Consider the following 12243-nt stretch of genomic DNA (forward strand, 5'->3'; position numbering starts at 1 on the left):
CCCGCGGAAGCGGGGAGAAGGCGGGCCGTCGAGAAAGCGCCAGTGGCCTTGCTGCCGGCGTCATCCGGAGCCTCGCGCTCACATCCGCTCGCTTATCATGTGTGCTCCCCACCACAACGCTCCCCGATGACCACCCAACTCCGCCTGGCCCTGGCCCAGTTCGACTTCCCGGTCGGCGCCGTCGCCGCCAATGCCACGAAGATCCGCGAGCTGATGACGCAGGCGCAGGCGGGCGGCGCGCACCTGGTGGCCTTCCCCGAACTGGCGCTCAGCGGCTATCCGCCCGAGGATCTGCTGATCCGCCCCAGCTTCCTGCAGGCCTGCAACGAGGCCATCGCCGCGCTGGCCGAAGGCACCGACGGGCTCGCCGCGCTGGTCGGCTTTCCGCACAGCGAGGGCGAGGTCTACAACGCCGCCGCTTTGCTGCGCGAGGGCCGCGTCGAATGCGTCGCGCACAAGCAGGCGCTGCCCAACTACGGCGTGTTCGACGACAAGCGCTACTTCCGTCCCGGCCATGCCAGCGCTACCGGCATGGTCAACGGCGTGCGCGTGGGCTTCCTCGTCTGCGAGGACATCTGGGAACCCGAACCGGCCGCGCAGGCCGCCGCCACCGGCGCGGAGCTGATCGTGGTGATCAACGCCTCGCCCTGGGACGACGCCAAGCAGTCCGCGCGCGAGGAACAGCTCACCACGCGCGCGCGGGAGACCGGCTGCGCCATCGCCTACCTCAATCTGGTGGGCGGCCAGGACGAAGTCGTGTACGACGGCGCCTCGCTGCTGGTCAACGGCGACGGCACGGTGGCCGCGCGTGCCCCTGCGTTCGTCGATGCGCTGCTCTGGGCCACGTTCGACCCGGACCGCCGCACCCTGGTAGCCGAGCAGTGGCCGGTCGCCGCCGACACGCGCCCCGAGGCGGTGTTGTACGCCGCGCTCACCCGCGGCATTCGCGACTACATCGACAAAAACGGCTTCCCCGGCGTCTTGCTCGGCTTGTCCGGCGGCATCGACTCGGCACTGACGCTCGCCCTGGCGGTCGATGCCCTGGGCGCCGAGCGGGTCACCGCGGTGATGATGCCCACCCGCTACACCTCCGGCCTCTCGCTCGATGGCGCGCGCGAGCAGGCCGAGCGGGCGGGCGTGGCCTATCACGTGATCGACATCGAGCCGACCTTCCAGAGCTTCATGGCCGCGCTGGAGCCCGCCTTCGAGGGCAAGCCCGCCGACACCGCCGAGGAAAACCTGCAATCGCGCACCCGCGGCGTGATGCTGATGGCGCTCTCCAACAAACACAGCCACCTGTTGCTGGCCACCGGCAACAAGAGCGAGATGGCGGTCGGCTACGCAACGCTGTACGGCGACATGTGTGGGGCCTACGCGCCGCTCAAGGACGTCTACAAGACAGAGGTGTACCGGCTTTCGCGCTGGCGCAACGAGGCCAGCCCGGTGATCCCGCCCGCGGTGATCGACCGCCCGCCCTCGGCCGAATTGCGCGAGGACCAGACCGACCAGGATTCACTGCCGCCCTACGACGTGCTGGACGCCATCCTGCAACGCTTCATCGAAGGCGAACAATCGCAGGCCGAGATCGCCGCCGCCGGCTACGACGCCGACATCGTGCGCCGCGTCGCCGGCCTGGTGCTAGGCAACGAGTTCAAGCGCCGCCAGGCGGCGCCCGGCCCGCGCGTGACCACCCGCGCCTTCGGCCGCGAACGCCGCTACCCGATCACCTCCGGCTGGAAGTGATCCGGTAGGAGCGCATCTGCGCGAGATCGCCATGCCCCACGGTCGCATGCAGGCGCGCTCCCACAAAAAGAAAGGCCGGCGCTTGGCCGGCCCTTCTTTCAATGATGCCCCGAGAACGGAATCATCTTGCGCAACGTCGATGGCGGATGCGGCCACTTGGAGTCGGTCAGGTACGGATGGTCCGGATAATTGGCCGCCAGCACCTTGCGCACGTTCTCGGCCTGGCCCTTCTGGTTCAGCGCCAGATAGCTGCGCGCCAGGATCGCCAGCGCGTCGCCGGTCTGCGGCGCCTGCTGGTAATGCTCCACCACGTACTGGGCGCGCTTGGCCGAAGCCACGAACGCCTCGTTGCGCAGATAGAACTTGGCCACGTTGATCTCGTACTGCGCCAGGATGTTGCGCAGGTAGATCATGCGCTGGCGCGCGTCGGTGGTGTAGGCGCTGTCGGGGTAGCGGCGGGCCAGTTCGGAGAAGTCGTCGAACGCCTGCAGGTTGTACGCCTGGTCGCGGCGCGCCTGCGAGCTGTTGCGCGGGAAGAAGCGCTCGATCACGCCGCTGGTGCGATCGAAATTGATCAGCCCGCGCAGGTAATAGGCATAATCGACGTGTTTCTGCCTCGGAAAGGTCTTGATGAAGCGGTTGACCGTCGAGTAGGCGTCTTCCGGCTGGTTGTCCTTGTACTGCGAGTAGGCCAGTTCCAGCTGCGACTGCTCGTTGTAGTCGCCGGAAGGAAAGCGCGCGATCAGGCGCTGGTAGGCCTTGATCGCCGCGGCGTAATCGCCGTTCATCAGGTCGTCGTGGGCGGTGGCGTAGAGCTTCTCCACCGACATGGTGTCGATGGTTTCGCGCTTGGAACCGAACATCGAGCAGGCGCCCAAGGACAGGCCGATGACCAGCACGGCAAGCAATTTGAAGAATACGCGCATTGGGAATTTTGTATGGATGTGATCGTGGGGATGATAGCCCAAACCGCCGGACACCCGTGGAGGGTGGCATGACCGTCATCCGGCACGAGGCGCAGGTGCCCCTGTCGGCGGCCGGCAGGCGTTTCGACCAGGCATTGGCCGGGATGTTCCCGGACTATTCGCGCTCGCGCCTGTCCGGCTGGATCAAGGCCGGCGCGGTCACGCTCGATGGCGTCGTGGCGCCGCCGCGCCAGTTGCTGCGCGGCGGCGAACGGGTACGGCTGGAGGCCGAGCTGGTCAACGAGGTCGAAAGCGCCCCGGAGGCGATCCCGCTGGCCATCGTGCACGAGGACGCCCACCTGCTGGTGCTGGACAAGCCGGCCGGGCTGGTGGTCCATCCGGGCGCCGGCAACCCCGCCGGCACCCTGCTCAACGCACTGCTGCATCACGATCGGAAGCTGGCCGAGCTGCCGCGTGCGGGCATCGTGCACCGGCTGGACAAGGACACCTCGGGCCTGATGGTGGTGGCCAGATCGCTGGCGGCACACACGGCGCTGGTCGAGATGCTCTCGCGCCACGCGGTGGAGCGGCAGTACGAGGCGGTCGTGCTGGGCACGCTGGTGGCCGGCGGCACCGTCGATGCGCCGATCGGCCGGCACATGGGCGACCGCCTGCGCCAGGCCGTGCGCGACGAGGAGGACGGCAAGCACGCGGTCACGCACTACCGCCTGCGCGAGCGCTTCCGCGCGCACAGCCTGGTCCAGTGCAACCTGGAGACCGGGCGCACTCACCAGATCCGCGTGCACATGGCGCACATCCAGCATCCGCTGATCGGCGACCAGCTCTACGGTGGCGGCTTGCGGCTGCCCAAGGGCGCGACGCCGGAACTGATCGCCGCACTGCGCGGGTTCCGGCGGCAGGCGCTGCATGCCGAGCGGCTGGCGTTCGAACATCCGGTGACAGGCGAGGCAATGGCGTTCGAGGTGCCACGGCCGCAGGACCAGCAGGCCCTGCTCCAGGCGCTGCGCGCGGACGCCGCCACGCACGCCGAGCCCTAAGCCCTGATCTGCATCGGCGCACCTGTACGTGACCTGGTGGCGGTCGCGCGCCGGTGCGCTCCTGAAGGAGACCTGCGCTTCCGCGGCGGCCGACTCGTTCGGAGGGTCAACGGCGGCGCGCGCTATGCTTGCCGTTCCCCTCGTGCCCGAATTCCCATGACCGAGCCCTGGATCCTCCCCGACTGGCCCATGCCGCGTGGCGTACACGCAGCGGTCACCACCCGCCACGGGCCCGGGATTTCGAGCGGCGCCTACGAGCGCTTCAATCTGGGCCTGCGCAGCGGCGATAGCGCCGAGGCGGTGGCCAGCAACCGCGATGCACTGCGGCACGCGCTCAACCTGCCTTCGGCGCCGCGCTGGCTGCGTCAGGTGCACGGCACCACGGTGGCCGAACTCGGACCGTTGCCCAGCGCCGACGAGCCCCAGGCGGACGCGGCCGTCGCACACCTGCCGGGCACGGTGCTGGCCATCCTCACCGCCGATTGTCTGCCGGTGCTGTTCTGCAGCGAGGACGGTGCGCGCATCGGCGCCGCGCATGCCGGCTGGCGCGGGCTGGCTGGCGGGGTGCTGGAAGCGACCATCTCGGCCATGGACGTACCCGCGGCGCGCCTGCTGGCCTGGTTGGGGCCAGGCATCGGCGCGGCGTCCTATGAGGTGGGCGAGGAGGTGCGCGCGGCGTTCGTGGACCACGACGAAGGGGCGGCGGCCTGCTTCTCCGCCACCCGTCCTGGCCATTGGCACTGCGATCTCGCAGGACTCGCGCGGCGTCGGCTGGCGGGCTCCGGTGTGGCGCGCGTCAGCGGAGGCGGTTTCGACACGTTCACCGACGCGTGCTTCTATTCCTACCGCCGCGACGGGGCCAACAGCGGTCGTTTCGCCAGCCTCATCTGGCGCGATTGACCCGGTAGGGTGGGCCTCAGCGCACCGTAGCGGCAGGGTGGGCTGAAGCCCACCCTACCCGAGCCCGCCGGCGCTCCATGTGGGACACCCTGTGCGCTACCGCGCGGCCGCCCGCCACGGGTCCCCAGCGAATCTCAGCCAATCTCTGGAATGCTCGCCACGCCGGCCTCGATCGCTGCGCGATGCATCGCGCAGCGCGGCAGCAACCGGGCGAAATAGAACCGCGCGGTATCCCGCTTGGCCTGCTTGAACGCCGCCGACTGCGTGCTGTCATCGGCGCACGCCACGCTACGCGCCCACATGTACGCCAGCGCCACGTAGCCGGAGTAGTAGAGGTAATCGACCGCCGCCGCGCCCAGTTCCTCGGGATTGGCCTGCGCGCGCTCGGCCAGCGCTATCGTCAGCGCCTGCCACTCCTTCGCCGCCTTGCCCAGCGGTGCGACGAACTCGCCCAGCGCCGCGTTGCCTGCCTGCTGCTGGCAGAAGCCGCCGATTTCCTCCAGGAAATGCCGGAAGCCGGCGCCCTTGAGCTGCATGATCTTGCGCCCCAGCAGGTCCATCGCCTGGATGCCGGTGGTGCCCTCGTAGAGCGTGATGATGCGGGCGTCGCGGACGAACTGCTCCACGCCGTTCTCGGCGATGTAGCCGTGCCCGCCGTAGACCTGCACGGCCTCCTTGACGCTCTCCTGCGCCAGTTCGGTCAGCACGCCCTTGACGATCGGAATCAGGAACGCCACCAGTTCGCCGGCCCTGGTGCGCGCGGTCTCGTCGTCGGAGCGATGTTCGACGTCCAGCTGCAGCGCGGCATAGAGCATCAATGCGCGGCCACCCTCGACGATGGCGCGCTGAGTCAGCAGCATGCGGCGCACGTCCGGGTGCACCAGCAGCGGGTCGGCCGGCTTGTCCGGTTGCACCGGACCACTCAGCGCCCGGCCCTGCAAACGCTCGCGCGCGTAATTGAGGCTGTTCTGCAGCGCGCGCTCGGCCAGGCCGATGCCCTGCACGCCGACCGCCAGGCGCGCGGCATTCATCATGGTGAACATGCCGAACAGCCCCTTGTGCGGCTGGCCGATCAGCCAGCCTTCGGCGCCGTCGAAATTCATCACACAGGTCGGCGAGCCGTGGATGCCCATCTTGTGCTCGATGGCACCGGCGGCCACTGCGTTGCGCTCGCCCATCGTGCCGTCGCGGGCGACCTTGAACTTGGGCACCACGAACAACGAGATGCCGCGGCTGCCGGCCGGCGCGTCCGGCAGGCGGGCCAGCACCAGGTGGATGATGTTGTCGGTAAGGTCGTGCTCGCCGGCCGTGATGAAGATCTTGGTGCCGGTGAGCCGGTAGCTGCCGTCGCCGGTCGGTTCGGCCCGCGTCTTGAGCAGCCCCAGGTCGGAACCGGCCTGCGGCTCGGTCAGGCACATGCTGCCGCACCAGCGACCCTCGACCATCGGCTTGAGGAACACGTCCTTGTGCCAGTCGTCGCCGTGCAGCTGCAGCGCGTGGGCGGCGCCCTGGCTGAGCAGGGGGTAGTTGCCCCAGGCCAGGTTGGCCGAATCGAGCATCTCCTTCATCGCCACGCCGACGACTTCCGGCAACGCCTGGCCGCCCATCGCCTCGGGCATGGTCAGACCCGCCCAACCGCCCTCGACGTACGTCCGGTAGGCCTCCTTGAAGCCCTTGGGCGTGGTGACCGTGGCGGTGGCCTTGTCGAAGTGGCAGCCCTCGGTGTCGCCGGAGGCATTGAGCGGGGCCAGCACCTGTTCGTTGAAGCGAGCGGCTTCCTCGAGCACCGCATCGAGCAGGTCGCGGGTGTGGCCCTCGCCACCGGCGAGCGGGGTCAGCGTGGCTTGCGCGCCGAACAGGTCGTGCAGCACGAAGCGCATGTCATCGAGCGGGGCCTTGTAGATCGTCATCGGTGTTTTCCTTGAAGCGTAGGGTGGGCTTCAGCCCACCGGCACGAATGCGAAAGGGAAAAAGATCGGCCTGGACCACCGTGCGTTCGCGCGGAAAGCTCATCGCCAAGTGTTGGCAATGCCCGGCACGGGGGACAGCCAGTCCTTGCCGGAGAAATCGAACTCGCGCGGGTCCTTGTCCTGTTCGGGGGTGGCCTGCACGCTGCCGGACAAGGTGTAGGGCAGGGCGCCGGCACTGCCCTTGGCCGCACTGGCCGCGAGCGCCCTGGCCATCGCAGCGGTGGGCAGCACATCGATCTGCACCACGTCGCCGGCGAAGGCGGGAATGTCGCGGTCGAAGCTGCCGTGCACGCGGACGGGCACGCCTTCGCCCATCGCCAGTTGCCCGTCGAGCGCACTGAAAGCCATGCCGCCGTAGCTGTTGTTCTGGATACGCACGGTCAGCCGCCAGGCGCCGCCGGGTTGCAGCTCCAGCTGCTGGATATTCACCGAGGGCGGAAACACGCTCTTGCGCGGTGGGCCGCAGGCAACCAGGGCCAGGGCCAGCGAGAGCGGGACGATCCAGCGAAGGAAGCGCATCGCGGGGTTCTCCAAACGATCGTTCGAATTGCCCGATTCAACCACAGGAAGGCGGTCCGCGTCAGCCGCCGCGGCAAGCGGCCGCCGCGATTGGTGCGGTTTCGCCGGGCGCGGCGAACGGGCATCATCGACGTCTTTCGTTCCCAAGGTCGCCCCCGCATGCCACGCCGCTACGTCGCCCGCCGTTCCCCCATCCACGGCAATGGCGTGTTCGCCACCGCGCCGATCAAGAAGGGCGAAGAGATCGTCGAGTACAAGGGCACGCTGATGACCCACGCCGACGCCGACGTGATGTACGGCGACGGTGGCGAGACCGGCCACACCTTCCTGTTCACGCTCAACGACGACTACATCATCGACGCCAACCGCAAGGGCAACACCGCGCGCTGGATCAACCACAGCTGCGCGCCCAACTGCCGCGCGGTGGTGGAGGAAAGCCAAAGCGGCGATCCGCGCAAGGACCGCGTGCTGATCGAGGCCATCCGCAACATCAAGCCGGGCGAGGAGCTGACCTACGACTACGGCATCGTGCTGGACGTGCCCTACACCGCTCGCCTGAAGAAGCTGTGGCAATGCCTGTGCGGTTCGCCCAATTGCACCGGCACGCTGCTCAAGCCCAAGCGCTGACGTCTCATCATGTAGTAGCCCACTTGTGGGCGATGCTCTGGATTTCGACCCTGCTGGAGCCCTTCTGGAGCAAAACATTCTGGAGCAAAACATCGCCCACAAGCCGGCTCCTGCAGGCTGTACTAACAGCCGGATGACATGAGCAAGACGCCTTGCGCATGCGCAAGGCCCCATCCTCCCCGCTCCACTCGCAGGAGGATCGCCATGACGTCATCGAAGAAGCTCAGCGGCCGCGCCATCGCCGTACTGGCCACCGACGGGTTCGAATATTCCGAACTGACCGAGCCCAAGCGCCTGCTGGAGGAAGCCGGCGCCGACGTCCAGGTGGTGGCGCCCGGCGATGCCAAGGAGATCAAGGGCTGGAAGGGTGGCGACTGGGCCGGCAGCGTACCGGTGGACATGAAGCTCGAGGACGTCGACGCCGCCGACTTCGACGCGCTGGTGCTGCCCGGCGGCGTGATCAATCCCGACAAGCTGCGCACGCAACCGGCCGCGGTCGCGCTGGTGCAGGCCTTCGCCAAGGCGGGCAAGACGGTGGCGGCGATCTGTCACGGTCCCTGGACATTGATCAACGCCGGGCAGGTGAATGGGCGCAAGGTCACCTCGTGGCCGTCGCTCAGGCAGGACCTGGAGAACGCTGGCGCCCAGTGGGAAGACCGCGAGGTGGTGCGCGACGGCAACCTGATCACCAGCCGCAACCCGGGCGACATTCCGGCATTCGCCAACGCGGTAATAGAAGCACTGGCGGCCTAGGCTTTTGCCCCATTTCCCCGGCTCCCCCGGGAGGCCTCGGAACCGTAGGGTGGGCTTCAGCCCACCAAGCCCTTCACGGGAGAGCCGGTGGGCTGAAGCCCACCCTACGGTTGCTTCGTCTGATGCGTGGCTTTTCTTGCCGTGCAGTCGGCTCCGAAATACGCCTCCCCGCAAGCCTTGGCCCCTCAACACCAGCCCTCTCCCCGGAGCGGAGAGGGGACTGTATTGGAGAGGTGGAAAGTGCCGGGCTCCTTGTTCGGCGAGGTGGTCGGCGCTTGCGGCCTGGCGCGGAGTTCAGTCTTCTTCCGCGTGCGGTTTCCACGCGTCGCTCAGTTGCCTCTGCACCGGCGGCGGCACCGGCTCGTAGTGGGACAGATCCAGGCTGTAGCGCCCCTGCCCGCCGGTCATCGCCTTGAGCTCGGTCGGGTAATCGACCAGTTCCGCCAGCGGCGCCTGCGCGCGGATCATCAGCTCGCCGCCGCGCTGCGCGTCGGTGCCCATGATCCGTGCGCGCTTGCCGGCGAGGCTGCCGGTGACGTCGCCCACGCTGTCCTCGGGAATGGCCACCTCCACGTCCACGATCGGTTCCAGCACGATCGGCCGCGCCTTGCCGACGGCGTCCATGAACGCCTTCTTCCCGGCGCTGACGAACGCCACCTCCTTCGAATCGACCGGGTGGTACTTGCCATCGAACACGGTCACGCGCAGGTCCTGCATCGGGTAGCCGGCGATCGCGCCCGATTCCATCGCCTGGCGTACGCCTTTCTCGATCGCCGGCAGGAACTGGTTGGGGATCACGCCGCCCTTGACCGCGTCGACGAATTCGAAACCCGCGCCGCGATCCAGCGGTTCGACGCGCAGGAACACCTCGCCGAACTGCCCCGCGCCGCCGGTCTGCTTCTTGTGCCGGTGGTGGCCGTCGGCGTGCGCGGCGATGGTTTCGCGGTAGGCGATGCGCGGCGGATGGGTCTCCACTTCCACGCCGTAGCGCTCGCGCATGCGTTCGAGCACCACCTTCAGGTGCAACTCGGACAGCCCGCGCACCACCGTCTCGTTGAGCTCCTTGTGGTGCTCGGTGCGCAGGCACGGGTCTTCCTCGGCCAGCCGCGCCAGCGCCTGCGAGAGCTTCTGTTCCTGGCCCTTGTGCTTCGGTTGCAGCGCCAGGCCGAACATCGGCTGCGGGAAGTCCACCGGCGCCAGCTGGATACCGTCCTCTTCGTGCGAGTCGTGCAGCACCGCGTCGAAGTGGATCTCCTCCACTTTGGCCACCGCGGCGATGTCGCCGGGTATCGCCTGCTCGATCTCCACGTGCGCCTTGCCGTTGAGGCGGAACAGGTGGCCTACCTTGAATGGCTTGCGCGAATCGTCGACGAACAGCTGCGTGTCGCGCCGGATCGTGCCCTGCCACACGCGGAAGACGCCGAGCTTGCCGACGAACGGGTCGTTGACGATCTTGAACACATCCGCGATCACGTGCCTGGCCGGATCGCCGTCGACCGTGATCGCCTCGCCCCGGCCGTTGGCGAACGGCGGCGGATTGCCCTCGGCCGGGTTCGGCAGCAGCCGGTCGGCCAGCTCCAGGAACTCGGCCACGCCCACGCCGGTGCGCGCGCTGACGAAGCAGATCGGCACCAAGTGGCCTTCACGCAGGCACTGCTCGAACGCATCGTGCAACTGCTCGCGGCCGAGCGCTCCCTCGCCCTTGTCGAGATAGGCACCCATGGTGGCCTCGTTGATCTCCACCACCTGGTCGAGGATCTGCTGGTGCGCCGCGCCCAGCGATGAGAAGTCCGTGGTGCCTTCGCCGTGGAAGAAGCAGTCGAGCACCCGTTTGCCGCTCTGCGCGGGCAGGTTCACCGGCAGGCATTCGGGGCCGAACTCCTGCCGCAGCGCATCGACCAGTATCCCCAGCCGCGCGCCCTCGAAGTCGATCTTGTTGACCACCAGCACGCGCGCCAGGCCGCGTGCCCGCGCCCGCTCCATCATGCGCCGCGTGCCGTGCTCGATGCCGTTGATGGCGTTGACCACGATCGCCACCGTTTCCACCGCGGCGAACGAGGGCAGCGTCCCGCCACGGAAGTCGGCGTAGCCGGCGGTGTCGATCAGGTTGATGTGGCAGCCGTCGCGGTCGATGCTGGCGATGGAGCTGTCGATGGAATGCCCGCGCGCCTTCTCCTGCGCATCGGTATCGGACTGGGTGGTGCCGCGCTCGACCGAGCCCTGCGCCTGGATGGCGCCGCCGGCTTGCAGCAAGGCTTCGAACAGGGTGGTCTTGCCGCCGCCGGCATGGCCGGCGAGCGCGATGTTGCGGATGTTTTCCGTGTTGTACGACACGAGACGTCCCTCCTCTGGGCAAGGCGCGGGACTCGCGTCGGCATGAACGGCGCCGCACGAGGCCGCGCTCAGGCGGCTGACGATGGCGGGCCGTCATGGTCGTCCTGGGCGTCGCGGGGCGGCGCGGGCGGGGCGGTCATGGCGGGGTGCGGCGGGTGCCGCCCGCGTAGCCTTGTGCGATCCGGCCGCGTGGTCAAGCTGCAATGCGGGGGAACCTCGCGATGACGTGAGGGTCTTGCGAAGGTGGGCACGATGATGGCCCGCTTTCCCCACGCAAGGAGCTTCCCATCGTTTCCCCGCCGCAGGTCGAGCCCCACCGTTGGCAACCCCCCGAGCCGGCACACCGAGGCCTGGCGACGCTGGACGACGACACCCGCGCACTGCTGCGTGCGTGGCGCGATCGCCCGGCCCCGCGCGAGCCGTGGCGGTGGCGCCTGGCGCTGGGCGTGGTGTTGGCGCTGCACGGCTTGTTCGGCGTCATCGTCTGGTGGGAGATGCAGCCCCGGCCCGCGCCCGAGATCGTCCACACGCGGCTGGACCGGGCCCTGCAGGTGCGCTTCATCGAGCGTCCGCGCGAGGTGGCGCCGGCACCGCCACCGGACGTGCCGCCCGCACCGGCGCCCGCCACGCCTCCACCGGTGCGCGAACGGCCGGCGAAGGATGCGATGACCGTCAGCCTGCCCGCGTCCGCGGCCTCGGTCGCGCGGCCGGCGCCGGCGCCGCGACTGTACGACCGCACCGGCCAGCCACTGCTGCCCGCCGAGGCGGGTACCGCCACGGCGCAGATGCCCGGCTACATCCAGCGCATGCCACAGGGCGACAGCCAGGTCATGCGCCACGACAGCCCGGTCGGCTACCAGCCCACGCGCTTCGAAGACGATTTCGCGTCGCCCGACGAGACCATCGTCGGCCAGAGCGTGCGCCGCGCGCTCGATGTCACCCACACCGGCGAGCACAAGCCGGTCGACCTCGGCCACGGCATCCATCTTCAGTGCAGGACGCTGTTCGGCATCCCCACGCCCATGTGCATCATGCCGCCCGCGCCACCGTCGAAGAAGGACGGCGACGAGCGCCTGAACATGGCCCCGGCTCCGCTGGCCAGGGAGCTGGCGCCGCCGGGGCGCAAGCTGTCCGAATGCATCGCCATCTACCGCGCCGGCAAGCCCTTGCCCCACGGCTGCCCGGTCGACACACCCAACCGCGCCATCGACGCCGAGTGCGACGAAGCCCGCAAGGCCGGCGACCCTCTGCCACCCCATTGCCGCAAACCCTAACTGCGGATGGCGCGCCCCAACCCTGCCTCCAACTGTAGATACTCTGTTACCGGTCAACCCCTAGCGAGGTGGCAGGCGCTGAACAACTTGGTGGGATCGAAGGTCTCGCCGCGTTGCATGCAGGCCCACAGACCGGTGAGGTACTTGCGCATGACTGCGG

Annotated in this window: 10 protein-coding genes; 6 read left to right on the forward strand and 4 right to left on the reverse strand. The window is 68.7% G+C overall.

Annotated features, from left to right (window positions below):
- Positions 1 to 126: 126 nt before the first annotated feature.
- Positions 127 to 1743, forward strand: a complete 1617-nt coding sequence (locus OSC30_RS09960; RefSeq protein ID WP_267171688.1) for an NAD+ synthase — start codon at positions 127 to 129, stop codon at positions 1741 to 1743.
- Between the two features lie 98 nt (positions 1744 to 1841).
- On the opposite strand, the gene OSC30_RS09965 is transcribed toward OSC30_RS09960, so the two are convergent.
- Positions 1842 to 2669: an outer membrane protein assembly factor BamD gene (locus OSC30_RS09965; protein WP_267171689.1), complete on the reverse strand. Its 828-nt coding sequence runs from the start codon at positions 2667 to 2669 to the stop codon at positions 1842 to 1844.
- Positions 2670 to 2737: 68 nt separating this feature from the next.
- Here OSC30_RS09965 and rluD point away from each other — a divergent pair, with 68 nt between their 5' ends.
- Together rluD and pgeF are read left to right on the forward strand one after the other, a co-directional pair.
- Positions 2738 to 3706 (forward strand): 23S rRNA pseudouridine(1911/1915/1917) synthase RluD, encoded by a 969-nt coding sequence (rluD, locus tag OSC30_RS09970; RefSeq protein WP_267171690.1) that lies wholly within the window; start codon positions 2738 to 2740, stop codon positions 3704 to 3706.
- Between the two features lie 156 nt (positions 3707 to 3862).
- Positions 3863 to 4606, forward strand: coding sequence for a peptidoglycan editing factor PgeF (gene pgeF, locus OSC30_RS09975; protein WP_267171691.1), 744 nt, complete (start codon positions 3863 to 3865; stop codon positions 4604 to 4606).
- 134 nt (positions 4607 to 4740) lie between these two features.
- Here the strand turns inward: pgeF and OSC30_RS09980 are convergent, their stop codons facing one another.
- Entirely contained in the window at positions 4741 to 6516 is a 1776-nt protein-coding gene (locus OSC30_RS09980; RefSeq protein ID WP_267171692.1) for an acyl-CoA dehydrogenase C-terminal domain-containing protein, read from the reverse strand.
- Positions 6517 to 6615: 99 nt separating this feature from the next.
- The gene (locus OSC30_RS09985) at positions 6616 to 7095 is read right to left on the reverse strand and encodes a hypothetical protein (RefSeq protein ID WP_267171693.1); all 480 of its coding nucleotides are present in this window, start codon (positions 7093 to 7095) and stop codon (positions 6616 to 6618) included.
- A gap of 159 nt (positions 7096 to 7254) precedes the next feature.
- Here OSC30_RS09985 and OSC30_RS09990 point away from each other — a divergent pair, with 159 nt between their 5' ends.
- Together OSC30_RS09990 and OSC30_RS09995 are read left to right on the forward strand one after the other, a co-directional pair.
- Entirely contained in the window at positions 7255 to 7722 is a 468-nt protein-coding gene (locus tag OSC30_RS09990) for an SET domain-containing protein (RefSeq protein WP_267171694.1), read from the forward strand.
- A gap of 204 nt (positions 7723 to 7926) precedes the next feature.
- The gene (locus tag OSC30_RS09995) at positions 7927 to 8475 is read left to right on the forward strand and encodes a type 1 glutamine amidotransferase domain-containing protein (protein WP_267171695.1); all 549 of its coding nucleotides are present in this window, start codon (positions 7927 to 7929) and stop codon (positions 8473 to 8475) included.
- Positions 8476 to 8769: 294 nt separating this feature from the next.
- Here the strand turns inward: OSC30_RS09995 and fusA are convergent, their stop codons facing one another.
- Positions 8770 to 10809, reverse strand: coding sequence for an elongation factor G (gene fusA, locus OSC30_RS10000; protein ID WP_267171696.1), 2040 nt, complete (start codon positions 10807 to 10809; stop codon positions 8770 to 8772).
- Positions 10810 to 11255: 446 nt separating this feature from the next.
- Between fusA and OSC30_RS10005 the strand changes: the two genes are divergently transcribed.
- Entirely contained in the window at positions 11256 to 12083 is an 828-nt protein-coding gene (locus tag OSC30_RS10005) for a hypothetical protein (RefSeq protein WP_267171697.1), read from the forward strand.
- The last annotated feature ends 160 nt before the right edge of the window (positions 12084 to 12243 follow it).

It is taken from the genome of Frateuria hangzhouensis, from assembly GCF_026410505.1.
GTDB classification, from domain to species: Bacteria; Pseudomonadota; Gammaproteobacteria; order Xanthomonadales; family Rhodanobacteraceae; genus Frateuria_A; species Frateuria_A hangzhouensis.

Bases quoted from the DNA above. Each gene is read 5' to 3' on its own strand.
- rluD (WP_267171690.1), top strand. From the start codon at position 2,738: ATGACCGTCATCCGGCACGAGGCGCAGGTGCCCCTGTCGGCGGCCGGC.
- OSC30_RS09965 (WP_267171689.1), bottom strand. From the start codon at position 2,669: ATGCGCGTATTCTTCAAATTGCTTGCCGTGCTGGTCATCGGCCTGTCC.
- OSC30_RS09995 (WP_267171695.1), top strand. From the start codon at position 7,927: ATGACGTCATCGAAGAAGCTCAGCGGCCGCGCCATCGCCGTACTGGCC.
- OSC30_RS09960 (WP_267171688.1), top strand. From the start codon at position 127: ATGACCACCCAACTCCGCCTGGCCCTGGCCCAGTTCGACTTCCCGGTC.
- OSC30_RS09990 (WP_267171694.1), top strand. From the start codon at position 7,255: ATGCCACGCCGCTACGTCGCCCGCCGTTCCCCCATCCACGGCAATGGC.
- OSC30_RS09980 (WP_267171692.1), bottom strand. From the start codon at position 6,516: ATGACGATCTACAAGGCCCCGCTCGATGACATGCGCTTCGTGCTGCAC.
- pgeF (WP_267171691.1), top strand. From the start codon at position 3,863: ATGACCGAGCCCTGGATCCTCCCCGACTGGCCCATGCCGCGTGGCGTA.
- OSC30_RS09985 (WP_267171693.1), bottom strand. From the start codon at position 7,095: ATGCGCTTCCTTCGCTGGATCGTCCCGCTCTCGCTGGCCCTGGCCCTG.